The 24,358-nt window shown below is 64.7% G+C and carries 24 protein-coding genes; 16 read left to right on the top strand and 8 right to left on the bottom strand.

Going from position 1 to position 24,358, the window contains the following annotated elements; all coding sequences use genetic code 11:
• Window positions 1-2: 2 nt before the first annotated feature.
• The 3 genes from IPL79_14695 to IPL79_14705 all read right to left on the bottom strand — a co-directional run bounded on the left by IPL79_14695 (window position 3) and on the right by IPL79_14705 (window position 2,044).
• On the bottom strand, window positions 3-146 hold the full coding sequence (locus tag IPL79_14695) for a hypothetical protein (protein ID MBK9072226.1): 144 nt from the start codon (window positions 144-146) through the stop codon (window positions 3-5).
• A gap of 4 nt (window positions 147-150) precedes the next feature.
• Window positions 151-1,302 (bottom strand): porin, encoded by a 1,152-nt coding sequence (locus IPL79_14700; protein MBK9072227.1) that lies wholly within the window; start codon window positions 1,300-1,302, stop codon window positions 151-153.
• Window positions 1,303-1,405: 103 nt separating this feature from the next.
• Window positions 1,406-2,044, bottom strand: coding sequence for a hypothetical protein (locus tag IPL79_14705; GenBank protein MBK9072228.1), 639 nt, complete (start codon window positions 2,042-2,044; stop codon window positions 1,406-1,408).
• 293 nt (window positions 2,045-2,337) lie between these two features.
• Between IPL79_14705 and IPL79_14710 the strand changes: the two genes are divergently transcribed.
• Genes IPL79_14710 through IPL79_14720 form a run of 3 tightly spaced genes read left to right on the top strand, consistent with a single transcriptional unit; the run spans window position 2,338 to window position 4,605 of the window.
• A complete protein-coding gene (locus IPL79_14710) occupies window positions 2,338-2,760 on the top strand; it encodes a YeeE/YedE family protein (GenBank protein ID MBK9072229.1) in 423 nt (140 codons plus the stop codon).
• Window position 2,761: 1 nt separating this feature from the next.
• Window positions 2,762-3,208, top strand: coding sequence for a YeeE/YedE family protein (locus tag IPL79_14715; GenBank protein MBK9072230.1), 447 nt, complete (start codon window positions 2,762-2,764; stop codon window positions 3,206-3,208).
• Between the two features lie 23 nt (window positions 3,209-3,231).
• A complete protein-coding gene (locus IPL79_14720; GenBank protein MBK9072231.1) occupies window positions 3,232-4,605 on the top strand; it encodes a sigma 54-interacting transcriptional regulator in 1,374 nt (457 codons plus the stop codon).
• On the opposite strand, the gene IPL79_14725 is transcribed toward IPL79_14720, so the two are convergent.
• Window positions 4,595-5,020, bottom strand: coding sequence for a rhodanese-like domain-containing protein (locus IPL79_14725; protein ID MBK9072232.1), 426 nt, complete (start codon window positions 5,018-5,020; stop codon window positions 4,595-4,597). The two genes, IPL79_14720 and IPL79_14725, sit on opposite strands and share 11 nt — an antisense overlap.
• Window positions 5,017-5,715: an MBL fold metallo-hydrolase gene (locus IPL79_14730; protein ID MBK9072233.1), complete on the bottom strand. Its 699-nt coding sequence runs from the start codon at window positions 5,713-5,715 to the stop codon at window positions 5,017-5,019. Before IPL79_14730 ends, IPL79_14725 begins: the two co-directional genes overlap by 4 nt.
• Window positions 5,716-5,955: 240 nt before the next feature.
• On the opposite strand from IPL79_14730, the gene IPL79_14735 reads away from it, so the two are divergent.
• The 4 genes from IPL79_14735 (at window position 5,956) to IPL79_14750 (ending at window position 8,777) form a co-directional block, all read left to right on the top strand.
• Entirely contained in the window at window positions 5,956-6,903 is a 948-nt protein-coding gene (locus IPL79_14735) for a sulfite exporter TauE/SafE family protein (protein ID MBK9072234.1), read from the top strand.
• Entirely contained in the window at window positions 6,897-7,244 is a 348-nt protein-coding gene (locus IPL79_14740; GenBank protein ID MBK9072235.1) for a rhodanese-like domain-containing protein, read from the top strand. Before IPL79_14735 ends, IPL79_14740 begins: the two co-directional genes overlap by 7 nt.
• Before the next feature lie 99 nt (window positions 7,245-7,343).
• Window positions 7,344-7,574: a DUF2892 domain-containing protein gene (locus tag IPL79_14745; protein ID MBK9072236.1), complete on the top strand. Its 231-nt coding sequence runs from the start codon at window positions 7,344-7,346 to the stop codon at window positions 7,572-7,574.
• Between the two features lie 66 nt (window positions 7,575-7,640).
• The gene (locus IPL79_14750) at window positions 7,641-8,777 is read left to right on the top strand and encodes an aminotransferase class I/II-fold pyridoxal phosphate-dependent enzyme (protein MBK9072237.1); all 1,137 of its coding nucleotides are present in this window, start codon (window positions 7,641-7,643) and stop codon (window positions 8,775-8,777) included.
• Between the two features lie 27 nt (window positions 8,778-8,804).
• Here the strand turns inward: IPL79_14750 and IPL79_14755 are convergent, their stop codons facing one another.
• Window positions 8,805-10,037, bottom strand: a complete 1,233-nt coding sequence (locus IPL79_14755) for a hypothetical protein (GenBank protein MBK9072238.1) — start codon at window positions 10,035-10,037, stop codon at window positions 8,805-8,807.
• 23 nt (window positions 10,038-10,060) lie between these two features.
• Between IPL79_14755 and IPL79_14760 the strand changes: the two genes are divergently transcribed.
• From IPL79_14760 to IPL79_14770, 3 genes are all read left to right on the top strand, one after another.
• Window positions 10,061-11,257, top strand: a complete 1,197-nt coding sequence (locus tag IPL79_14760; protein MBK9072239.1) for a L,D-transpeptidase — start codon at window positions 10,061-10,063, stop codon at window positions 11,255-11,257.
• A 69-nt stretch (window positions 11,258-11,326) separates the two neighbouring features.
• On the top strand, window positions 11,327-14,431 hold the full coding sequence (locus IPL79_14765) for a protein kinase (GenBank protein ID MBK9072240.1): 3,105 nt from the start codon (window positions 11,327-11,329) through the stop codon (window positions 14,429-14,431).
• 70 nt (window positions 14,432-14,501) lie between these two features.
• Window positions 14,502-14,921, top strand: a complete 420-nt coding sequence (locus IPL79_14770; protein ID MBK9072241.1) for a hypothetical protein — start codon at window positions 14,502-14,504, stop codon at window positions 14,919-14,921.
• Window positions 14,922-15,455: 534 nt separating this feature from the next.
• Here IPL79_14770 and IPL79_14775 read toward each other — a convergent pair.
• On the bottom strand, window positions 15,456-16,217 hold the full coding sequence (locus tag IPL79_14775) for an NUDIX hydrolase (GenBank protein ID MBK9072242.1): 762 nt from the start codon (window positions 16,215-16,217) through the stop codon (window positions 15,456-15,458).
• A gap of 223 nt (window positions 16,218-16,440) precedes the next feature.
• Between IPL79_14775 and IPL79_14780 the strand changes: the two genes are divergently transcribed.
• The 3 genes from IPL79_14780 to IPL79_14790 are packed head-to-tail and all read left to right on the top strand — an operon-like array spanning window position 16,441 to window position 19,376.
• Window positions 16,441-16,875: a DMT family transporter gene (locus IPL79_14780; GenBank protein ID MBK9072243.1), complete on the top strand. Its 435-nt coding sequence runs from the start codon at window positions 16,441-16,443 to the stop codon at window positions 16,873-16,875.
• A gap of 31 nt (window positions 16,876-16,906) precedes the next feature.
• The gene (locus IPL79_14785) at window positions 16,907-18,283 is read left to right on the top strand and encodes an MBL fold metallo-hydrolase (GenBank protein MBK9072244.1); all 1,377 of its coding nucleotides are present in this window, start codon (window positions 16,907-16,909) and stop codon (window positions 18,281-18,283) included.
• A 19-nt stretch (window positions 18,284-18,302) separates the two neighbouring features.
• Window positions 18,303-19,376, top strand: a complete 1,074-nt coding sequence (locus IPL79_14790; GenBank protein ID MBK9072245.1) for a DegT/DnrJ/EryC1/StrS family aminotransferase — start codon at window positions 18,303-18,305, stop codon at window positions 19,374-19,376.
• Between the two features lie 124 nt (window positions 19,377-19,500).
• Here IPL79_14790 and IPL79_14795 read toward each other — a convergent pair whose 3' ends face one another.
• Window positions 19,501-20,283, bottom strand: a complete 783-nt coding sequence (locus tag IPL79_14795; protein ID MBK9072246.1) for a Fic family protein — start codon at window positions 20,281-20,283, stop codon at window positions 19,501-19,503.
• Window positions 20,284-20,495: 212 nt separating this feature from the next.
• On the opposite strand from IPL79_14795, the gene ade reads away from it, so the two are divergent.
• The 3 genes from ade to IPL79_14810 form a co-directional block, all read left to right on the top strand.
• The gene (ade, locus tag IPL79_14800; protein ID MBK9072247.1) at window positions 20,496-22,199 is read left to right on the top strand and encodes an adenine deaminase; all 1,704 of its coding nucleotides are present in this window, start codon (window positions 20,496-20,498) and stop codon (window positions 22,197-22,199) included.
• 23 nt (window positions 22,200-22,222) lie between these two features.
• On the top strand, window positions 22,223-23,740 hold the full coding sequence (locus tag IPL79_14805) for an FAD binding domain-containing protein (GenBank protein ID MBK9072248.1): 1,518 nt from the start codon (window positions 22,223-22,225) through the stop codon (window positions 23,738-23,740).
• The coding region (locus IPL79_14810) for a molybdopterin-dependent oxidoreductase (protein ID MBK9072249.1) at window positions 23,737-24,358 on the top strand (622 nt) is incomplete at its 3' end. The genes IPL79_14805 and IPL79_14810, both read left to right, overlap by 4 nt.

Below are 24,358 nucleotides of genomic sequence, written 5' to 3' on the forward strand. Positions count from 1 at the left end.
GTTTAGACCTTTCCGCACAGCTCGAGAAGGCCGGCGCTGACGATGAAAAAAAACAAGATGGCCAAGATAAACAGAACGTCCATATTTCGATCTCCGGTAAAGAGCAGCCCCACACAAAGCACCGCGAGCATGATGAGGTTGGTCATGACACTAAAACCAAGCGGTGACGCCTACGGAAATGGTCGACTGGTCGCTGGCGTTGGCGATCGCGTTGCCTTCGGGGGTGAGCGCCACGTCACCGCTAAAGAACAGGTCGTCGTCCGCGCGGTCGTGGCGAATTTCGAGTTGCACCAGCGCATGCGTCGTAGGTTGATAAGACAGCGAGCCGGTGGCCGAGGCGATTTGGGTCGTTGGGAAGAAGATGGCGCCAGCCTGACCGTCATCGTTCTTGGCCGCGGTCTCGCGGAAGATGTCGCCACGCGCGGCGACCATCAGCTCGGATGACAGCTTGTAACGCGCGTAGAGCGCCGCCGCCTCCCAATGGCTGCGACCAAATTTAGTTTGTTCGACGCCAACATCGACGTGCGCGAGCAGGGAGAGCGCAGGCGTGACATGCCACGTGGCATGGGCGTCGATTAGATGCCGCCACGGGGAGCCTTCGGGTGCGCCTTCGCTGCGTTCGACGCCGCCAAAGTAAAGCACCGAGGCGGTAAGCTGTTCCGGCACCGCATAGCTAAATTGCAGCGAAACTGATTTGGCGTCGTTGTTGTCGACGACGCTGTTGTAGCCGTTATAGCCCGCCGCGGTGATCGACAGGCGATCGCTGACGGCTAACTTGGCGCGCGCGCCGGTGTGATAAAATGGCAAGCCAAAAAACAGATTGGAGCGCGAGAAGTTCCAGTTGTCGCGCACGGCAATGCCTTCGGGGCCGATCGGCGACAGGAACAGCCCCGCCGCGAGTTCGAGCTTTGGTTGTTGAGGCAAGCGGTAGGCGACGTTGGCTTGTTGCACGTATTGCCAGACATCGGCGCCGGTGGCGCTCGCGCCGCCCGCACCCGCCAGCGCAGGTTCCGCCGCATAGTAGGTGCGCGGCGTAGCGCCGTATTGCAAGCCAAGCGTCCCGGTAAAGCCATCGTCTTGCCACGTGGTGGTCAAGGCCACCGCATCGAGCGTAAAACTGTTGTGGCGGTTGTCAAAGCCACGCCAATTGGTCAGACCATTGCTCGGGTTGCCGAGATTCCATTGATAATACATTTCGACATACCCGCTCGTCGCTACCTCGGGGTCGGCGGCCAGCGTTGACAGTGGCGCGGCCACCAGCGTTGTCGAGACAAGCAGGCTAAATTTGGTAAGAGCTCGCATAGAACACATCCTTCGCCATCAGCGTAAGGCGTGGTCGCAAGCTGTACTATTTTGAGGTCATCAAGTTCGCGGGCGGCGGTATCAAGATAGTATCAAGATGGCGCTAATCGCAGCTGGCGACGGTGCGCGTGCCCACGAGCGTCGACGTGATGGCGCCGCGCAGCAAGGGCTCGGTGTTGCTGCCCTCGTCAAGTGCTTGCAGCGAGTACGCGCGGGTGGCCGAGACGCGCAAGGCAGCCGGATCGCAGGTTGCGTCGGTTTCAACGAAATCGACCGCCCACTGCGTGAAGGTATCCCACACAATCGTGTCGGGTTCCGCGCCAAGCAGCGGCTTGGCCGCGATGTCGCCCGCGACGACCAAGGTGCCGGGCGAGGCTGGGTCGTCCGCGCCGACGCCCATCAGCACCGCGAGGAGGCGGGTCTTGCCGCCCTCGCAAGCGGCCATCACCGCCTCGACTTCGTCGTCGGCCGAGCGCCGGAAGGCGACGATTTGCGGCGCGGCATCAGCGCCAATTCGGCTGCAGAAGTCAAAGTCCGCCGGCAGGGTGTCCATATTTAGGCCCGCCATTTCCCAGTAGTCCTTGAGCCCCGATTTGTCTTCGGCCCAAGTGGGCGGTTCATAGAGTGGCGCTGAAGGCTCTTGGGCCGGTGCGACGCACGCCAAGACGCTCGGGGCGATGAGCGCGGCGACGAGGGCGGTGCTGAGGTGGGTTGCTTTGGTGGGTGTGTGTTTTTTTGACATGGCCGGATACTATGCAGATCGCGGGCCATGCCTTATCCAATTGAAAAGCTTATGCTTTGCAAGCGAGCGAGGTTGGATCGCTGGTGAGTCAGGGCCTCAGGGGTGGGGGCCGCGATGGGCGTTTCAAGCCGGCCTCCCGCGCAGCACGCCTGCGCCCGAGTCGTGAAACACGCGGTGTTTCAATGAAACAATTTGCGACGTGGGGATCCGCATATGGCACGCCAACTGGCTACTAGCGGTGCGTTGTCGCAGCCGGGAGCGGTTGGCACGCGCTGTGCTTATGGCAACCCGACATGCATCCATTTGTCATGGCCGCACTCGGCGGCGCCCTAATTGGGCTTTCCGCTTCACTCTATCTATGGTCGCACGGCAAGGTCGCTGGCATTAGCGGCTTGCTCGGCGCGCTGTTTGTGCCGCGCACCGATGACAAGCCGGCGCGCGCGTCGTTCTTGCTCGGGCTGGTAATCGCTGGCGTCGCGTTGCAGGCATTTGCGCCGCAGGTGTTTGGCAGCGGCGCGGTGGCCTCGCTCGGCGTCGTGGCGGTGGCGGGCCTGCTGGTTGGGTTTGGCACCCGGCTCGGCAATGGCTGCACCAGCGGGCATGGCATTTGCGGCATCACGCGGCTATCGATGCGATCGATCTTAGCGACCGGCACGTTTATCGCCGCCGGCGTGGCGACGGTGGCGACGTTACGCTTCGTGCAAGGAGGCAACTAACATGGCGCTCGGTAACCTCGTCAGCATGATCGCCGGCCTGCTATTTGGTCTGGGGCTCGGCCTCGCCGGCATGCTCGATCCAAGCAACGTGCAAGGCTTTCTCGATATCTTTGGCGCGTGGGATCCAACCCTGATGTTTGTCATGGCCGGCGGCATCGCGGTGCATCTCATGTTCTGGCGCATCATCAAGCACCAGGCCTCGCCGCTGTTTGATCACACCTTTCACCTGCCCAATCGCACCGATATCGACAAGCCGCTGCTAGTGGGCGCGGCGATCTTCGGCATCGGTTGGGGCCTAGGTGGCTATTGCCCTGGCCCGGGCCTGGCGAGCCTGGGATCGCAGGGCACGGCGCCGATGGTGTTTGTCGCGACCATGGTCGTCGGCATGCTGCTGCAGCACAAGTACGACGCGCTGCGCCTTGCGAGACGTGCTACGTTACAGGCGTGAAACAAGACGAAACACGTGGAGACATGCTCGCGGCGGCGCTGCAATCGGTGGTGGGCGCGGCGCTGGTGCTCGACAAATCGCTGCGGGTCAGCGCGGTCACGGCGGGCGCCAGAGCGCTGCTCGGCGTCGAGATTCCGCTTGGGATTGCGGCGCCGGCGCTCTTATGCGGCGATGGTCCCAAACGGCCGTTTGCCGAGGCCCTGGCCGCGGGCACGCCGATCCAGACGGTGATCGCGCGGCCCACCCTCAAGGCCGCTTCCGCCCGCGCCGGGCGATCTGGCGCCGGCCCGCATATGGTGCGCGTGCAGGCGACGCCGGTGGGGACCGTCGGTTGGCTGGTGACCATGGAGGCGGCCCACGAGGCGCTGTCGCATGACCCGTTGTTGTTTCACGGCATGTGGACGCGCAACGTGCAGATGAAACGCGTGTTCCAGCTCATCGAGCGCGCCGCCAGCGAGGACGTCACCGTGCTGGTGCGCGGCGAGACCGGCACCGGCAAGGAGCTCGTCGCGCGCGCGCTGCACGAGCTGTCGCCTCGCAGCCGCGGCCCGTTTCGCGCTATCAACTGCGCCGCGCTGCCGGCGAATCTGCTCGACAGCGAGCTCTTTGGCCACGCCAAGGGTGCGTTCACCGGCGCGGTCAAGGACACGCCAGGACACATCCAAATGGCGCATGGCGGCACGCTCTTTCTCGACGAGGTGGCGGAGATGCCGCCCGAGCTGCAGGCCAAGTTGCTCCGCGTGCTCGAGACGCATACCGTAATTCCCGTCGGCGGCCGCGATGCCATTCCCGTCGACGTCCGCATCATCAGCGCGACGCATCGCGCGCTGCGCCGCGAGGTGGAGGCCGGCCGCTTTCGCGCCGATCTAATGTATCGCCTGCGGGTGATTCCGCTGTTCTTGCCGCCGCTGCGCGAGCGCCCCGACGACGTGCTCTTGCTCGCCGACAAGCTGTTGGCCGAAATCAACGATGGCTCCAAGCGGCGCGTCATCACCGGCCTGTCGCCGGCGGCGGCGCAGGCACTGCGCAGCTATGCCTGGCCGGGCAACGTGCGCGAGCTGCGCAATGCCTTGGCCTATGCGCACGTCATGGGCGACGAGCCGATGTTGCATCTCGCCGACTTGCCACCAGAGGTGGCGACGACGACAGCGACGGTTCAATTTATTGGCGACGCCGCGGCGCAGGCCTCGGGGGCCGCGCTTGACCTCGCGCCTTCGTTGCCGGCCGACGAGCGCTGGCGCGAGGACGCCGTGGCCGATAACGAAGTCCACCAGGCAGCGCGCATTCGCCAGGCGTTGGCGCGCGCGGGTGGCAATCGCGATCGCGCGGCCAAGCTGCTCGGCACCAGCCGCGTCACGCTGTGGCGCCGCATGCGCGCGCTAGGCCTCAGCGCGTAATCGGCAGGCCCGCGGCGTTATATGCCAGCATGCCGCCCACCATGTTGACGACGTGGGCAAAGCCCATGGCGCGCAGCGAGGCCGCGGCTCGCCCCGAGCGGCCGCCGGAGCGACATACCAAGACGACCATCGCGTCGCGCGGCCACGCGGCGGCGCTCGCCTCGACGGTGGCCAGCGGCACCAGCGCGGCGCCCTTGATGTGGCCGAGCTCACCGATGTATTCGTCCGGTTCTCGGACATCGATCAGGCGCACCGCGTCGGACGCGGCCCCGGCCTGCGTTAGCAGCTTGGCGAGCGCCGCGACATGCGCGACCTCGGCATCGCGATAGCCGGCAGAATTAGCGGTTGTGCCGGCCAGCCACGCGCTGGGCCAATTTGCGGTGGGCGCCGCCGCCTCGGTCCCGGGCGCGCTCATTGCGCCTCCTGCACCGGCACCGTGCCGCACGCGCGGTTGGCCGGCACGGCCTCAAGCAGATGTTTAGGCGGCGGCAATTTGAGATTATTCATGATCTCGACGAATTGGTCGCGGCTCTTGCCGGCGACCCGCGGATTGTGGCGCTTCTCCTCGCCAATCGTCGACGTCGTCAGGCCCTTGTAGTCGTGGCCGGGATACACCACCGTGTCGTCGGGCAGCGCAAATAGCACCTGCGTGATCGAGTGGTAGAGCGCCTCGGGGTTGCCGTTTTGAAAGTCGCTGCGCCCGCAGCCGCGGATGAGCAGGGTATCGCCGGTAAACACCGCGCCGGTCGTCACATACGACACGCCGTCATCGGTGTGGCCAGGCGTCGTCAACGCGGTGATCGCGACGTCGCCGAGGCGAATCACTTCGCCATGCGCGACGTGGCGGTCGATGCAGGCCGCGCCGTGGCTCGAGGCCACCGTGGTCGCGCCGGTGCGTTCGCGCAGCGCGCCGGCGCCGGTAATATGATCGGCGTGGATATGGGTTTCTAAGACGTGGACGAGGGTCAGGCCGAGTTCGCGCACGAGCGCGAGGTCGCGTTCGACCTGGCCCGCAACGGGGTCGATGAGCGCGGCCTGCTTGGATCGCTGGTCGGCGACGAGGTAGGTATACGTCGAGCTGTCGCTATCGAACATTTGGCGAATCAACATGGCCTTACCGTAGAGCAAAACGCGTGCCACGGGTGGAGGGTTCGGCGCGGCCGCCTGGGGCGCCATGAATGGCCACCCAAGCCTAAGCGCAATGACGCCGGCCTAGGCTCATGTTTCACCATGTTTCAGTAGTGAATCACAGTTGAAACAACGCGACGCTTCGGGCCCGGCCGCGCGCCGCCTCCGCCTCTGCCCCCGGCAGCCCGCGTCGTTGGCACGAACCATGCTTTAGCCCCAGCCATGTTGTGGTTGGCGCTCGCGCTCTCATCGTTGGTCGGCATCACGCTTGGCCTGCTTGGCGGCGGCGGCTCGATCATGACGCTGCCGATCTTGCGCTACGTGCTCGACATGGACGGGCGCGAGGCGATCGCCATGTCGTTGGTCGTGGTGGGCGCGACGAGCCTGGTTGGGATGATCGCGCATGCGCGAGCCGGGCGGGTGCGGTGGTCTACGGGACTTATCTTTGGCGCCGCGAGCATGGCCGGCGCGTATGCGGCCGGGCAATGGCTGGCGCCGCTAATTCCCGCCACCATCCTGCTCATCTTATTTGCCGTGCTGATGGCGGTGACCGCGGTGGCGATGCTGCGCAAAAAGCGCGTCGCCATCTCGGCCAACGCCACCGCAGCGGCGAGTGCACCACCTGTCCTCGACGTGCCTAAGCGGCCCCCAGCGAACCAAGTGGGCCGCATCGCCGGCATCGCGGGCGAAGGCATCGCGGTGGGCGCGGTCACGGGGCTGGTTGGCGCCGGCGGTGGCTTTCTCGTCGTGCCGGCGCTGGTCCTGCTCGGTGGCTTGCCCATGGAGCACGCCATTGGCACCTCGTTGCTAGTGATCGCGATGAAGTCGAGCGCCGCGTTTGCGGGCTATGCCTCGCACGTGCACATCGATTGGGTGCTTACCGCCATGATCGTCGCGGTCGCGGTCGCCGGCAGCTTTGTCGGCGCGGCCTTTGCCGGGCGTATCGCGCCCGACAAGTTGCGGCTTGGCTTTGCCTGGTTCGTCGTCGCCATGGCGTGTTTTGTCTTGTTGCAGGAAGTGCCGCGACAACTAGGCACGTCGCTGCATATCGGCTGGGTCTTGCTGATCTCGGCGGCCACCACGGCGGCGCTAATAGCGATCAAGCAGCGCGCGGAGCGTGCCAAGACGCAGCCCGCACCACACGCAATCACGGAGGGAACATCATGTTGAGCAAGCTTGTCATTGGCCTCGTTATTTTTGCCTTTATCGCGGTAGCGCTCGGCGGCAGCCGCGGCGCCAAGGTAGCCCCCGCCGACGCCAAGAAGCTCGTCGGGCAAGGCGCCTTGCTGGTCGATGTGCGCACGCCGGAGGAGTTTGCGGCAGGCCATATCAAGGGCGCCAAGAACATTCCGCTGGCCGCGGTTTCTGCGCGGCTAGCCGATTTCGGCGCAAAAACCGCGCCCATCGTCCTTTATTGCCGCAGCGGCAATCGTAGCGGGCAAGTCGCGACCATCCTGGCGCGCGAGGGCTTCACCGCGGTACACGACCTCGGGGCCATGGATCGTTGGTAGCCACACCCGGCGGCACGCACCTTGCAACTTGCCTCGGCGGCGCGACGCGCTATACGAGTCGTACCATCGCACGCTAGGTGCGAGAGAAAAGGATCCATCATGTTAGCCAAACTATTTCCTGCCAACGAGCACATTATCGAACGCGTGCTGCGCATCGCGCTCGGCCTCGCGCTGCTTGCCATCGCCTTTGTCGGTCCCAAGACGCCATGGGGCTTTCTCGGCGTCGTGCCGCTGCTTACCGGCCTCATCGGTAGCTGCCCGCTGTACACGTTGCTTGGCGTGAGCACCTGCCCGATGACTCGCAAGAGCGATTCGACGCCCGCGGCTTAGCGACGCCGCGCGGTTGTCACGTAGACCGCTTGCGGCACGCCCCCGGCGATGCGACGGTTTGCCCGCATGACGTCGACGTCACTCGATTCGCTGCTCGCCTTGGCGCCGGCTCATCTGCGCCGCGCGACGTATCACGCGCCGAGCGGCTCGGCTGAGACGCCCGTGCGGCTTGACGCCAACGAGCTCGCCTTTCCGCTGCCGCCCGAGCTGCGCGGCAGCTTGCACGCGGTGCTCGCCGCCGTCGACGTCGGCCGCTATCCCGACGCCAAGGCCACCGCGCTCAAAGCGGCGCTGGCGACGCACCTGCGCCATGAGCTTGGCGAAGCGGGCGCCTCGTCACCGCTCGACGCCTCGTGGCTGTGCGTCGGCAACGGTTCGGACGAGCTCATCTCGCTGCTTTGTACGGCTTTCGGACAACTGCGCCCCGGGCGCGCCACCGCCAGCGTGCTCTATCCCGACCCAACCTTTGTCGTGTATCGCCTGGCCGCGCTCGCCGCGGGGCTTGAGCCAATCGAGGTGCCGCTCGAGCGCGATTTCACCCTCGATCCGCGCCTGGTGCGCGATGCCTGCGCCGGCCGCGCACCCAACCTCGCCTTCTTCGCGCTGCCCAATAATCCCAGCGGCACGCTGTGGCCGCTCGCCGACGTGCTCGCGTTGACGCGCGAATTTCCCGATATCATCTTCGTTGCCGACGAGGCCTATGGGCAATACAGCGGGCAGTCGCTGCTGGGCGCGCTTGCCGCCACGCCCAACCTCGTCATCATGCGCACGTTCTCAAAGATCGGCTTGCCGGCGCTGCGGGTTGGCTATGTCTGCGCGCACCCTGAGCTCATCACCGTGCTCGAGCGCGCGCGCATGCCGTACAACGTCGGCGCGTTGGCGCAGGCTGGTGCGACGTGGCACTTGCGGCATGCCATGCCGTGGGTCGCGCAGCGCTGCGCCGAGATCGTTCTGGCGCGCGAAGCGTTGGCGCCTGCGCTCGCGGCGCGCGGGCTTACAGTCTATCCAAGCGCGGCGAATTTTCTGCTCTGCCGCGTCGCCCTCGCCGACGACCACGCCAACCCCGCGCTCGCCTTGACGCAACGCCTCGCCGCACAGGGCATCGCAATTCGCAATCTGCATCGCCCAGGCCATCTCGCGCATTGCGTGCGCATTACTGTCGGCACGCCGGCCGAAAACGCGGCACTGCTCGCGGCGCTGTGATCTACGGCGCGAGCTAGCGAGGCACGGTTACGCCGAACGCTTGGCGACGGCGAGGCGCGCATAGGTCTCGGCGGCCTTCGCACACAGGCGGCGAATTTGATCGCAATCCGCCGGCGTTAGGGCCCGCGTCGGTTCGCCGTAGACAATATTCACCACGCGCTTGCCGATCTTTACCGCCGCCGTGAGCAGCAAGGTGGATTCGGATTGATTGAAGGCGCGTCGCAAGTAATCGTGGATGGTCGCGGGTGGCGCCTCGCCGGTGAATAGCCCCTCGGTGACCGCCGTGCGAAAGATAGAATTGGCGCCCAGCGGCACTAGCACACATGGCAGGCGCTCATCGAGCATTTCGCCGTGCGCCTTCCACCCAATGGCAAAGTCGTCGCGTACGAGAAACAAGGCGCAGCGCGTGGTCCACGTCGCCAGCCCCGACAGCAACGCGTCGGCCACTGCGGCGCGATTCTCGGCGGTTTCCATCTCTGCGATCGCGCCTTCGATCGCGACCGCGGCGTACGCGCGCGACACCTTGCCGCCGGTAAAGAACGACCCCGAGCGTTCATGCGCCTCCACCGAGGGCTCGGCGGCATCCGACGTATCGGCCTCGAGGTCTTCGACCAAATCTTCCAGGTCGCCGAGCATGAGCTCGTCACCGCTGGTCTCCTGCACGGTGCGTCGCCGCAGCGGTGCCCGCTTGACCTCGGCCGCGGTGCTCGGCACGGTGGCCGCGCGCTCGCTCGCCGCGTCGGATTGCGGCGGCAAGCCTGGCAACGGCAGGGCTGGCAAGCCTTCCTTGGTCGAAAGGCGCGGCGCATCGCCAAACGGCAAAAAGCGCGGCGGGCGCGGCACGCCGTAAAAGCGCTCGATATAGTAATAAATGCGAATCTCGGGCGCGATGCGGGGAATCACCCGATAGCCGGTGTATTCGGCGACTTGATCGAGCACTTGCAGGTCCAAGGGGTCCTCGAACGCGGCGATGAGCTGGCGATCTTGGATGACGATTGGCACGCACTTGCTGTGATACGCCATCTCGGGCGACAGCAAGCGCACCGCGGTTTTCTTGGCGCGTTCAAAGGTCGCGCCGGTGGCGATGCCGACGCCTGATTCAAAACCCAGGTAATAAGTCAGCGTATCTAGATCCAACAACCCGCGTTCGACCAACACGGTGCCGAGACGGCCGCCACTTTGGCTCTGCACGGCCAGGGATTCGTTGAGCTCTTCTTGGGTAAGCCGACGATCGCGTAGCAGCAGCTGCCCCAACTTCATTTGAAATACGTTACCATCGCGACGTGGCGCTTCACAAGGCAATGGCCCTGATGCTTGCCCTTGGCGCGGTGTGCGCGTGCGCCGCCGAACCCTTGCCACCTGAGGTGCTGGCGGGTGCGCGCGCCGCGCTGCCGCCGCCCGCCATTGCGACGCATACGCCATCGCTGCAGGCGCGCGCCGCGACCGCGATCATGTTGGCGCCTTCCCCCGACAGCAAACGCATTGGCACCCTGGCCGCGGGTGCGCGCGTGCGCGCCGTGTCGGCGGTTACCGGCGACGGTTGCGTCATGGGCTGGGTGTTGCTCGAGCCGCGAGGTTACGTGTGCGGCGATTTGCTCGATACCTCCAACGAGCCTCCGCAGGCCCCAACCCCGCCCGCCAAGCCTGGCAAGCAGGGCTTTGCTGGGTATGACCTCGTGACCGCCAAGACTTCGTTGCCAATTGCGGTCGTCGTGGCGCCGGGTGGCGCGCCGGTGTGGGCTGCCTCCGCGCCAGCCCGTGCGCTGCGCAGGCTGCCAGATCGCGCCTTCGTGCCCGTGTTGCAGCTCGAGCGAAATGCCTCTAAACCGCCAACGGCGGTCGCCTACCGCATTTCCGAAACCGAATGGATCTCGGCTCGCCATGCGCGACTCATCTCGGCGGCGCCGGTGCCGCCCGGCTACATTGATGGCGAGCGGTGGCTCGACATCGATCTCGACGCGCAAACGCTTGCGGCCTACGAAGGGCTGATGCCTGTCTTCGTGACGTTGGTGTCAACAGGTCTCGAGGCAACGCCCACCCCGCCCGGTGTGTTTCGCATCTGGAAAAAAATGGTCGTCGCCAGCAGCTCGGCCTTGGCCGAGGTCGCGCGCCCGGTGGCCCCCACGACGACTCAGCCCCCGGCGCGCGGCGCCGATGAGGCGATTGCGTGGGCCCAAGTATTTGTGCCGGAGACAGGCGTGGGGATCTATCCGTGGCGGCGGCGCGCGCAGTTTGGCACCAAGGCAAGCCGCGGCGGCGTGTGGATTTCGGAGGCCGACGCGGGGTGGCTCTATCAATGGACCGCGCCCGCACATGCACCCGGATGGTCGATGAGCGCGGGGGTTATCGAATCGCCGGGCACGCTTATACAACTGCGTTCGAAAAAAAATCCAACGCCAGCACTGCGCGGCTATGCGCTCGCCGTCGACGAGGCGCAGCTGGCACGTACACCTGCTTACATGAACGTCGCGAAACCGTAATTTTTTCGCCGAGCAAAGCGGCGGCAAGCGGCTGGGGCTTCTGGTAAATTGGAGCGTAGGCCCCGCGCGATGGATCAGGATCTTCAAGATGAAATTGCGCAGGCGCAGGCCCTGGTTGGGCGCGTCCTCGGCGACAAGTTCCGCCTCACCGCCTTGGTCGGCATCGGCGGCTCGGGCTCGGTGTTTCGCGCCGACCAGCTAACGCTTGGCCGCACCGTCGCGGTGAAAATCTTAAGCCCCTCGGTCGCCAGCGATCCGCGGGTCATGAAGCGCTTCCACGACGAGGCCTTGGCGGCCTCGCGGCTCAACCATCCCAACACGGTCTCGGTCATCGATTATGGCCAGACCGTCGACGGCCTGCTGTTTATCGTGATGGAGTATCTGCGCGGTCCGACGCTGACGCAGCTCATTACCGAGCATTCGCCGCTGCCGCGGGCGCGCGTGCTCGAGCTGACCGCGCAGTCGCTGGCGGGCCTTGAAGAGGCGCATCTCGCCGGCGTCGTGCACGCAGATCTCAAGAGCGATAACATCATCGTCGACCAACGGCGCAGCGGGCGAGATCTGGTCAAGCTCGTCGACTTTGGCATCAGTCGTTTGGTGAGTGCGCCGCGCGACGGCGATGACGGCGCCATCCTCGGCACGCCAGAGTACATGGCACCGGAGCTCATCTCGGGCGCGACGCCTAGCTTTGCCAGCGACCTCTATGCGGTGGGCGTGATCTTGTACGAGCTCATCACTGGGCGCACGCCGTTCTTTAGCGAAGACATCAGCAAGGTCTTGTCGGGGCATGTGCAGGGCCAGCCCGCGATTCCTTCCAGCTTGGAGTCCGGACGCGAATCGACGCAGGCGCTCGATGCGGTGTGCATGCGCGCCCTGGCCAAGCATCCCGTCGATCGGTGGGCAAGCGCCGCGGAGATGCGCAATGCCATCCTGGCGCTGCGCGAGGCCTCAAGCGAGCCAGATCTAACGTGCCCGCAGTGCGCCGCCAAGAGCCCGGCGCGGTTTCGTTTTTGTCCGGAGTGCGGCGCGCCGCGCGTGCTGCCTGGTGGCCTCGGCCAGCCGGGGCGTGCGCGGCCGAGCATGCCGCTCATCACCGCGGGTGCGATGGTGCCGGTCACGCTGCCCGCGAGCTTTGTCGAGCTGTTGCCTGACAAAGAGCTGTCGCAGGCCATCGCGATGTCGTGGGAGAGCAGCACGCGGTCGCTCATGGTCGTCGGCAACGAGGCGGCCTCGGCGCCCGAGCGCGTGGCCGCCGCCGCCAAGCGGCTGCAAGCGACGCAGCCCCACACCTTACTCACCATCGTCGCCGATCCAAGCGGACTGCATGCGCCGTATTATCCGCTGCGCCACCTGCTCGGCACCATTTTGCGCGTGCCGGTGGTGTGCCTAGCGGATGCGCTCATCAACCATCTAACCGAGCTTGGCGTCAATCCGCGCGACATCGCCGGGATCAGCGAGGTCTTTGGCCATCAGACCAATCTGCTCGAGCTCGAGCCGCAGGCGCGGCGACGCGAGATCGTCGCGGCGACGGTGCGCACGCTGCAAGGCTTTGCCGATACGGCGCGCTTTAGCACGGTGTGGCACGAGATCGAACAGTACGATCCGGTAAGCATGGATGTCTTGGGGCGCTTGCTAGCCGAGCCGCACCCTTTTGCCGCGATGCTGGTGATTTCACCGCCTGCGATGGCGGCACGCTTCGCGTCGTTGCCGAGCGTAAACCTCGGGCCGCTAAGTCCCGACGAGCGTAGCCAGTTAACCGCGCAATTGCCGCCCGAACTCGCTGGCCTCGGCATCACCGGCGACTTCCTCGCCAAGGAAACCACGTGCGAACTCGAACACATCGAACACGCGGTGCGCTATGCGTTTGAGGGCGGCGAAGTCTCCGCGGTGTCGCCGCTCCTGGCGAATATGGTGGCCTCGCGGCTCGCGCTGCTGCCGCACGCGGCGCTGATCTTGGCCCAGACCTGCGCCGTCTTCGGACGCGAGCTGCCGCTGGCCACGCTGCGCCATGTCACCAGCCTCTCGCTCGAGGGCATGTTCGACGGCGCGCTCAGCGTGCTTACGGGCCGCGGCTTGATTACCATCTCAGGCGAAGACGTCCGCTTTCGTTCGGCGCTCGTACGCGACGTCGTCTACGACGCGACGCCGGCGGATGTCCGACGCATGCTGCATATGGCGGCGGCCGAATACCTCTCGGGGCAAGTTGGCGACCCATCGTTGCTCGGCCATCACTATGATTTGGCGAACGACGCGGCCTCGGCGGCGGAGCTGCTCGGCAAGGCCGGCGATCTCGCCACCCACTTTTTCGACGACGTCACCGCCAGCTCGATGTACCAACGCGCGCTGCGCGCCTCGCGCGTTTTGCTCTACGCCGGCGCCCATGACGACGAGGTCTCGGTGCGGCGCCTCATCATCTATTCGGTCAAGCTCGCCGATTGTCTGCGCAGCCGCGGCGAGCTTGGGCTGGCGCGGGGCGTGTTGATGGAGGCGCGCGATTGGTGCGAAGGCATGCGCCGGCTTGAGGCGCAGGTGGCGCGCGCATTGGCGCTGTTGCAAACTAGCGAGGGCGATCACCGCACGGCGGGCATCACGCTGCGCAAGGCGATCGGCCAAGCCATCTCGTGCGGCGACACCATGTTGGTGCTCGAACTCTATCTCGATCTGTCGGGTGTTTTGCTCCGCACCGGCGATATGGCCGCGGCGCGCCGTGAACTGCAAGAAGGCCTCGATGTTGCGACGTTTGGCGAAGGCATTCACGCCGACGCGGGGCCAACTAATATGTGGCGCGTCTTTTTGCGGTTGGCGCAGCTCGCCGAGGCCGCGAGCGAATTTCCGCTTTCAACCCAACTTGGCGAGGCGGCGCTCAAGCATGCGCGCAAGATTCACGCGAGGCTTGGCATCGCGCGCATTCAATCGATGTTGGCCGCGGTGTATGAGCGCATGAATCGCCCCGACCTCGCGGATCGGCACAAGGTCGCGGCGGTGGCGGAAATGCGACGCCTCGGTGACCGCCGTGCCACGGCCGAGTTGCTGCTCTCGGGCGCTAGCATGACGAAGGCGTTGCCGCGCCTCTCGCCCTCGGCGCTCGAAGAGGCGCGCACGCTCGCGTCTGAAATCGGCTGGAGCGAGGGCGTGCGTTTGACGCATAGCGACGCAAAAAACCGCGCCGGGTGAGCCAAACCCGCACGCCGGGAACGAGCACAGAGTGCTTGCGCGTGGCGATCGCTATGCGTAGCATGGCCTCGTGAGCTTAGTGCTACTCGTCCAAGCGCAGACGAATCTCGCGCAGCGCTGGTGCCTAGCGCTTAACGCCTACTATGACGTTCTGGTGGTCGATGGTCCAAAGCGCGCGTTGGCGGCGGTCCGCGACGGCGGCTTTGATGTCGTCGTGATCGACTGCCCCGACGACGCGCTGGCCGCCTTTGCCAACGCGCTCGATCAATTGCCTGACGCGCCGCCGATGGTGCTGATTTCTGATTCGCCGCGCGCGCCGCGGCTGTCGACGCAGGTCGGCGCGGCCGCATTTTTGCTTAAGCCCTGCGACGATGCCGAACTCATCGGCGCCGTCTCAAAGGTCATCGATACCAAGGTCGATATCGAGCTGCCGCTGTCGTTGTTCGACGACGAGCCGACGTCGCAAAATTTCGCGTTTCGCGACGCGTAGGTGGTTGGGCGCGGCGTGCGGCACATGCTTCGTTGCTGCGATGTTACGCGTACGCGTCGCGCGGCCACATGCTTCGTCTCAGCGCTACGGCTGTTCGCCCTGCTCACGACGCCTTGCGCTCAGGAGGCCGTGCGTGTCTACACCAGGCGCCAACGTGCCTTCGCGAAACGCGCTGATCCGAACATGTGCCGCGCGCCGCTTGTGACCTCTGCGAAGAGCATGTGCCGCACGCCGCTAGTCTCTGGGTGCGTTCTGATGAGTAGAGCCGCTGGGGAGGGGGCCAAAATTAGGCGCCAAGCCTAACGGCAGGTGGCGCATCGTTTCTTCCGCGAGCATAGATTGCAGGGCGGTGGTCGTGCGACCGAGGGTGGTGGATACCACAGGCGTCTCGCTTCGCCCGGGAGTGGCGCTATCTGCGAGCAGGAAGATACGTGCGCCGACCTGCCGGCCTGCTTAGACACGTCGCGCCTTGCGCGTTCACCTCATAGATTAAAAATGATCGAGGTTTCTCTATGGCAAAACGAGGGCCCCCCCCTACTCACGCATCGAAAAATAGCCGTCGGCGGTTTGGCAGAAGCGCGAGGGCAGGGCGGCGGCGCGGGCGGCGGCGATGTCGGTGGGTGACCAGGGTTGCGCGAGGCCTTGGCCGCGGAGGTCGTAGTCGGCGTCCCATGGCAACAAGATGGCAGGGCCCTCGTCGAATTGGCCGAGGCGCGGCAGGATGGGCGTGAGGTTGGTTGGTGAGTGAGCCAGTGCGGCGAGCGAGGCAAGTTGCGACAACCTGTGGCACGTGAGTTGTTGCGGCGGCGGCAGGCGTAGTTCGGCACGTTGCAAAAGCGCGTCAGCGGGCGTCAGCCACTGCGCTTCGGTGATTTCGTTGCCGTCGATGACGACCTCTTGATCGGCGGGCGCGACGGCGAGAAAAAAGTGCGCCGAGAAGCGCTTGGATTCAAATGATGGGGTGATCCAATGCGACCACGGCCTCAGCGCAACGGCCGGTAACGCGAGCCCGGCCTCTTCGCGCAGCTCGCGCACCGCCGCGGCGCAGGCGTCGGCATCGCTGCGATCGACCGCGCCACCCGGGAAGACGAACGAATTGGCCATAAACGCCATGGTGTGGCGTCGTCGCACCAGCAGGACCTCAAAGCCCGCACTAACGCGCGCGGCTGGGCGCACCACGATTACCGCCGCGGCCTGGCGCAAGGGCGGCGCGTCGGCGCTGGCACCGCCACCTGACTCGGCCGTACGCGAGGCGCCGCCTGCGCACGAAGTTGCTGCATCTGCCGGATCGGCCATGCCGCCTTATACTAACCAGCATCGCCTGGCGAAAGAGCCAAACGTCGTGATGCATCGCGGTTGCTGGCTAGGCGCCCCGCAGGGGTTTGGTGGTTCCAAATCCCGAGGACGCAACGACGCCAGCAAGCGCGAGGCGCGGGACGATGGATCTTTCGCCAGGCGATGCTGGTTATGAGCGCGGGCCAGAATTGGCGTTTGCGTCGTTTTCCATAGATACTGCGGCATGCATTTTTTGGCGATCGCGATCGCGGCGGTGGCGGGCAGCATGGTTGCGCTGCAGGCCCCCATTAATTCGGCGCTCGGCAAGCACACCAGCGTGCTCGGCGCGACGGTGGTGTCGTTTGCGATCGGGCTTGCCACCGCGATTTTGGTTGCGCTGGGCCGCGGCCAACTGGATGGCCTTGCCAAGGCTGCGGAGGCGCCGTGGTGGCAACTCACCGGCGGCATCTTGGGCGCCATCTTTGTCGCCTTGGCGATCACGCTAGTACCGAAGATTGGCGCCATGCAATTTGCCGCAGCTGCGGTCATGGGACAAATCATCATGTCGCTCGTGGTCGACCACTATGGTTGGTTGGGCGTACCGGCCCACGCAGCGTCGTGGGAGCGCGTGCTCGCCGTGCCGCTTATCGGCGTGGCATTGTGGCTGTCGCGCCGCTAGCCTGGCGCACATTTCGGCGTAGGATGCGCGCATGTCAGCAGTGCTCACGTTTGCCGGCGCCGCCCAAGGCGTGACCGGCAGTTGTTATCACTTACAGTATGGCGACGCGGCCATCGTCATCGATTGCGGCGTCTTTCAGGGAGACCAGGACGCTGAGGCCAAGAACCTGGCGCCGTTTCCGTTTGCCGCCAAACACGTCAACGCGGTGGTCCTAACCCACGGCCACCTCGATCACGTCGGGCGGCTGCCGATGATGTTTCGCCAAGGCTTTGCCGGCCCCGTGATTGGCCACGCCGCCTCGCTCGACATTGCCATGCTCATTCTCGAGGATTCAGCCAAAATTGCTAATTTCAGCGAACGCGAGCCGCTCTTTGACAAAGACGACCTGAGACTGGTACGCGCCGCGCTCGAGCCCTTGAAGCGGTACGGCGAAACGGTGACGATCGGGCCCTTTGATATTACGATTTACGACGCGGGGCACATTTTGGGTTCTAGCTCGGTACGCGTCGCGTGGGGCACCGGCGCCGATCGTCGTGCCATTATTTTCTCTGGCGATTTGGGCATGGTGGATCGACCGCTCATCAACGACCCGAACACCTCCTGGGATACCGGCCGCGACGCCGTCGATTACGTGGTGACCGAATCCACCTATGGCAATCGCGAGCACCCTTCGCGGACCGAGGTGCGCAAGCAGTTTCGAGAGGTCATCTCGCGGGCGCTTACCGACGGCGGCAAAGTGCTCATTCCGGCGTTTTCGATTGGCCGCACCCAGGAAATCATTTTCGAACTAAATCATCTAGTGCATGAAGGTGAGCTCCAGCATATCCCGGTGGTGCTCGACGGGCCGCTCGGCATCTCGGTGACCGCGCTTTACGAAAAATACGTCGATTGCTACGACGCCGAGGCCCTCAAGCTTATTAACGACGGCGACCCGCCGCTTGAATTCGACACGCTCTCGATCACGCACGACGCGGCTGACTCGCGCGACGTCGCCAAGCAAAAGGGCGCCGCCATTATTATTGCCGGCTCGGGCATGCTGCAGGGTGGGCGTATTCGTAACCACCTCAAGGAGCATCTTGGAGATCCGCGCACCGACGTGCTCTTGGTTGGTTTTCAGGCGTCGCGCACTACCGGTCGCTCGCTGCAGCAGGGTGCCAAGCATGTGTGGATTGGCGGTACGCACGTGCCGGTGCGCGCGCGCATCACCACCATCGACGGCTTCTCGGCGCACGCCGATCGCAACGTGCTGCTAAACTGGTTTGACAAGCTGCCGCGACAAGGCCTGCGCCGCGCTTTTGTTACCCACGGCGAAGAGGAAAGCTCCAAGGCTTACGCGCAGCTGCTCACCGATCGCTTCGGCGTCGTCGCGTCGGTCCCCGCGCTTGGCGACGCAATCGAACTTCCGTAGGCAGCGGCGGCGCGCGACAATGGCGACCGTACGTTTTTTCGACATGCAGGCCGAGCTGACGGCGCAGCGCGAGACGCTTAAGGCCGCGGTGGCGCGCGTGATCGACAGCGGCGGTTTTGTCCTTGGCGAGGAGGTCGCCGCATTTGAGCGCGAGCTCGCCAGCCATCTCGGCGCCGCGAACGTGATCGGCGTAAGCTCTGGCACCGATGCGCTGCTGTGCGCGCTGCTCGCCAGCGACATCGGCCCCGGCGACGAGGTGATCACGACGCCCCTGTCGTTTATTTCGACCGCAAGCGCCATCGCGCGCGTCGGCGCGACGCCGGTGTTTGCCGATATCGATCCAATCACGCTATGCCTCGATCCTCTGGCGGTGCTAGCGCGGCGCACCGAGCGCACCAAGGCGGTGGTGGTGGTGCACCTGTTTGGCGCGTTGGCACAGCCAATTGGCGAGGAACTACGAGATCTGATTGTTATTGAAGATGCAGCGCAACGCCTCGATCGTCCGCAAATCGGATACGTGAGCACGCTGTCATTTTTTCCGACCAAGCATCTTGGCGGAGCGGGCGACGGCGGCGCGGTGGTGTGCGAAGACGAGGCCATGGCGGCGCGGGTGCGGCGGCTGCGGCAACACGGCGCCGCGCGCAAATACGAGCACCACGAGCTCGGCGGCAACTTTCGCCTCGACGTCATGCAGGCCGCGTTCTTGCGCGTTCGTCTCACGGCCGTAAGCCAGGCGATCGCCGCCCGCCAACGCGCGGCGAGCCGCTACCGCGAACTCCTGACCGCCGTCGGCTTACAAGGCCTTATTGCGCAAGCCGCCGCTCCAACACACCGTTACCAACAATTCGCGCTGCGCGTTCCCGGCCGCGACGCCGTGCGCGCGGCATTGCTCGCTGACGGCATCGAGACCGAGGTCTACTACCCAACGCCCCTCCACCAGCAACCCTGCTTCGCGGCGTTACCCCAATCCACCTGCCCCAACGCCGAACTTGCCTGCAACGAACTCCTCGCCTTACCGTTCTACTCAACGATTACGCTGGAGATCCAACAGCAAGTCGTCGCAGCGCTCGCTCGCATAACTAGCGTCATGTAAGCGAACGTACTGGCTGGAGCAGATTGAGGTGCACGCCTGCAGCGATGCCGAGGCGCATCCGTCTGGATGTAACGAGGCTCGCGAAGCCGTACACCTCAAGATGCCCAGCCAGTACGTTCGCGCGCTAGCGGCGGCGGCCGTTGAGGGCTTCGTCATACACGCGCATTTCAGATTGCGCGGTGGTCTGGATGGCCTCGAGATAGACCGAGAGCAGCGACGTCTGATCGCCGCGCAGGGCCTCGTAATATTTTTGCCGGTCTTGCGAATGGATGATGGCGTACGGGTAGCCCGACGCGAGCAGCAGCATGTTGCTGATGACGCGGATGCAGCGTCCGCTTTCCTTCACCCATGGAAACACCGCCATGAATTTTTGTTGTAGTGCGACGATGCGCTCGAGCATTTGCAGTTCGGTGGCGTCTTCGCTGTCCCACCATTCACCGAGCTTTTTCATGCTGGCACCGATTTTTTCCGGGCCGACGATGTCGTGGTAGTAGAGGCGGTGCAGCGGGTTTTCCTTGCGAAACGGCAGGCCCTTGGCTTTTTCTTCGGGGGCCAAGATCGCATAGACATCGCGGATCATCTCGACGTCAAAGCGCGCCTTCTTGGTCGCGGCAAAGGCCTCGCCATAGTCCAGCGCCTGATTGAGGTGCTTGACGTCGTCGTACGACGGAATCAGGGTTTGGTCGCTGATGATGTCGGGATCGATCGCTGCCTTGATCTCGCTCTGCGTGAGCACCTCGCCCTCAAGGGCGCCATCGTGATGGATGATCGAGATGCGCAGCTGATTGCGAAACATCTCGCGCAGCTTGGGGTTTACGTTGGCGACGGTTTGTCGCCAGGTCGTGACGATTGCTTCAACTTCCGCGGTGCGGGCGTCGATATCTTCGGTTTCCTTGATGCGTAGCACGGCGTCTTCCCCGGGCGTAACGATTACAACCCTTTAGAACGGCGGAACTTACGCGCCCCAAACGAATTCGTCAACGCCCCCCCGCCTTGTTCCAAATGTTGCCTACTTCAATTTCCAACTGGCTGATATTGCAAGGTTTTATTCGCCCGGCTGGGTGCGCCTACCGTGTATTCTGCGCTACCCTTAAGGCCTTGGCTGCCACGCGACGTTTCATGACTCCGTCCCCGCAATCACCCACGTCGGCGCAGCTGGCGCGCCGCATCGACGCCGCCATGGGCCGTACCCCGTGTGACCTGGTGCTGACCAATGCGGTCTACCTCGACGTCTTTTCCTTGGCGTGGCGCAAGGGCGCCATCTCGGTGCACGATGGCGTCATCGTCGGCGTCGAGGCGCCGCTTAGGGCGCGGCGCCGTGTCGATCTCAAGGGCGCCCGTTTGGTCCCCGGCTTCATCGACGCTCACGTTCACATTGAAAGCTCGCTGGTTACGCCGGAGGTCTTTGAGACGTTAGTGCTGCCCAAGGGCACGACCACGGCAATCTGCGATCCGCACGAGCTTACGAATGTCATTGGCATCGCCGGGCTAAAGCGGTTTTTGGCATCGGCGAGCCACCTGCGACTCGACCTGCGCGTCATGCTTTCATCATGCGTGCCGGCGACGCATGCGGGCCTGGAGACCAACGGCGCCGGCGTAATTGACTACGCCGCGCTCGCCCCGCTGGCGAAACATCCGCATGCGCTCGGCCTGGCTGAGATGATGAATATGCCGGGTGTGTTGCATAACGATCCCGGCGTGCTCGAGAAGCTCGCTGGCTTTGCGGGCATGCCCATCGACGGCCACGCGCCGATGCTCAGCGGTCAAGCCTTGTCGGCCTATGCGTCGGCCGGCATTGCCAGCTGCCACGAATCGAGTTCGCTGGGCGAAGCCAAGGAAAAGCTCGCCAAGGGCATAGCGGTGTGGATCCGCGAGGGCAGCGTCGCCAAAGACGTCGAGGCGCTGGCGCCGCTCATCAACGCGGCGACCTCGCCGTACGTCGGGTTTTGCACCGACGATCGCAATCCGCTCGATATCGCCGAGCAAGGCCATCTCGACTATCTCATCCGGCGCGCCATCGCGCTCGGCGTGCCGATGGAGGCGGCGTACCGCGCGGCCTCGCTGAGCGTGGCGAGGCATTATGGCCTGCGCCACGTCGGCGCCATTGCGCCCGGCTACCGCGCCGATTTGGTGCAGCTCGCCAGCGCCAAGCAGTGCGCCGTGGCGCGGGTGTGGAAGTCCGGCGTCGACGTGCGCGAGCTCGACTCCCTCGCAGACACCGGCGAACGCTTTCCCAATACGATCAAGGTCGGCGAGATTTCCGAGGCGTCGCTGAGAGGCGTTGGCGGCCGCGTCAACGTCATCGGCGTGCGTGAGGGCAAGATCTTAACCAATGCGCTGGTGAAAGATGCCGGCGCGCGTGGCGTCGCACAACTCAGCGTCGTCGAGCGACATGGACATGGCTATGCGCCCGCGAATGGCTACGCCTATGGTTTTGGCGGCACGTTTGCGGGCGCGATCGTTTCAAGCGTCGGCCACGATAGCCATAATCTCATCGGCGTGGCGTCGAACCCGCGCGATCTAAAGGTGGGGCTTGAGTGCGTGCGGCGGTCGGCGGGCGGTTTTGCCGTGGTGCGCGATGGCGTCGTCGTGGCATCGCTTGCCCTACCGTTTGGCGGCCTGATGTCGGCGGCGCCACCGGCGCAGATTGAACAAGGGTTGCGGCGTTTGCGCCAGGCCAGCGCCGGCATTGGCTGCGAACTCGCCGAGCCGTTTTTACAGCTAGCCTTTTTAAGCCTGCCGGTGATACCCAAGCTTAAGCTCACCGATCGGGGCCTAGTGGATGTCGATAAATTTGCTCTAATTCCCGTGCGTGCGGCATAAGCGACCGCACCTCAAGGCTTTCCATGACCACGCGAACCTCAGCCGTCTTTTATCTAAATGGGCAGCGTCACGAGCCCTCGCCGGCGGCGATGGAGCTGATGCTGGCCGACTATTTGCGCGAAACGCGGCGGCTCACCGGCACCAAGATTGTGTGCGCCGAGGGCGATTGCGGCGCGTGCACGGTGCTCATGGCGCGGCCGGCCTTGGGTGGGGGCATCGGTGACAGCCAAGAGGGCAAAGGCCGCGGCGCACCTGTGGGCAAGGCGCCGAGGTTTGTCGCGGTGAACGCCTGCATCATGCGGGTCGCCAATTGCGATGGCGCCTCGATTGTCACCGTTGAGGCGCTCGGCAGCAGTGAGGCCTTGGGCCCGGTGCAGCAGGCGATTTGCGATGCTAACGGTAGCCAATGCGGGTTCTGCACGCCTGGCTTTGTCGTCGCGCTGGCGGCCCTCACGGACAGGCGCAAGGCCGAGAAGTGCAAGTCCATCGCGGCGGGGGACGCCAAGAACGCACTCACCGGCAATTTATGCCGCTGCACCGGCTACGCGCCGATCATTGCGGGCGCGACGGCGATCGATCTTGCCGCTTGGCAGCCACTTGCGCCGACGTATTGGACCAAGGCCATCGCGACGGACCTTGCGCGCACGCAGAACGTGGCGATCGCGCCGCCGCGTGGCGCCGATGGTTTTGCCTTTGCGGCGCCGACCAAGCGCAGCGAGGTTGCCGCGTATCTCAAGCAGGGCTATCGCTTCGTATCAGGCGGCACCGACGTCGGGGTGCAAATCAATAAGGGTAAGGTAGCGGCGCTAAAGGTGCTTAGTTTGCATCTGATGGGCGATTTACATCAAATTAGCCTGAGCGGTAACACGCTCACCCTGGGCGCCATGGTGTCGGTGGCAGCGCTGCGACGCGCGGTTGAGAAGCGCTTTGCCAGCCTCGCGGGCTTTCTCGATCTGTTCGCATCGCCGCAAATCAAAAACGTCGCGACGGTGGTGGGTAACATCGCCAATGGCTCGCCGATTGGCGACGCCACCACCGCGCTGATGGCGTGCGGCGGCGAGGTGCGCATCGAAGGTGGCCATGGCGGCAAGGCGCGCTGGCTGTCGCTTGCGGAGCTTTACGTCGGCTATCGCCAGCTGCGGCTTGCCCGAGGGGAATGGATCTCGGGCCTGCGCTTGCAGCTACCGACGGCGAGAGACCAGGTACATTTCTTTAAAACCTCGCAGCGCAAAGACCTCGACATCTCGGCGGTCAACGCGGGCTTATGGCTGCAGACCAAGAGTGCGCGCGGCGAGATCGCGGCCTGCCGTCTCGCGGTTGGCGGCGTCGGGCCAACCATCGTGCGTATGGCCGTCGCCGAGGCGATGCTGACCGGTGCCACGCTGCCCCTGACCTCCGATGCAAAAAATCAGCTGCTCGCCGCGGTGCAGGCCGACATTGCGCCGCTCTCAGATTTGCGCGGATCGGCCGCATTTCGCCGCGTCGTGCTGGCGAATTGGTTAACCGACACGCTGGCCGGCTCAGCCGGAGGCGCGCCATGAGCGTCGGCGGCAACACCAAAATCTCGCACGACGCCGCGCACCTGCACGTGGCGGGCGCAAGCGAATTTGTCGACGACCGCGCCGCGATGGCGGGCGAGGTGTTTGTCACCGTCATTTATAGTCCGATCGCCAAGGGGCGCATTGGTAAGCTAGACGCGAGCGCGATCGCCAGCGATCCGAACTTCGTCGCGTTCTATACCCACCGCGACCTTGCCCATAACGTCTGGGGCACCATCTTTCGCGATCAGCCGTTGCTCGCTGAGACTGAGGTGGCCTTTGCCGGCGAGCCTGTTGCCTTGCTGGTCACCACCGATCGCCGCGCCGGCCTGCGCCTGCGCGCCGGCGTGGTGTTGCAGATCGCGCCGCTGCCCGCTTTATTGTCAATCGCCGCGGCGCGCGACGCGGGCAGCTTTATCGGCTCGCCGCGCGAGATTAATCGCGACTTTTCCGAAGCTGCGTTGGCGGCGTGCGACCACACGCTCGCCGACACGGTCGTGCTCGAGGGCGCCGATCACTTTTACTTGGAAAGCCAAGTATCTGTCGCCTATCCGCTCGAAGATGGCCAACTCGAGATCCATACGTCTTCGCAGCATCCAAGCGAGGTGCAGCACGTGGTGT

The sequence above is a fragment of the Myxococcales bacterium genome (assembly GCA_016716835.1).
In the GTDB taxonomy this organism is placed as follows: Bacteria; Myxococcota_A; Polyangia; order Haliangiales; family Haliangiaceae; genus JADJUW01.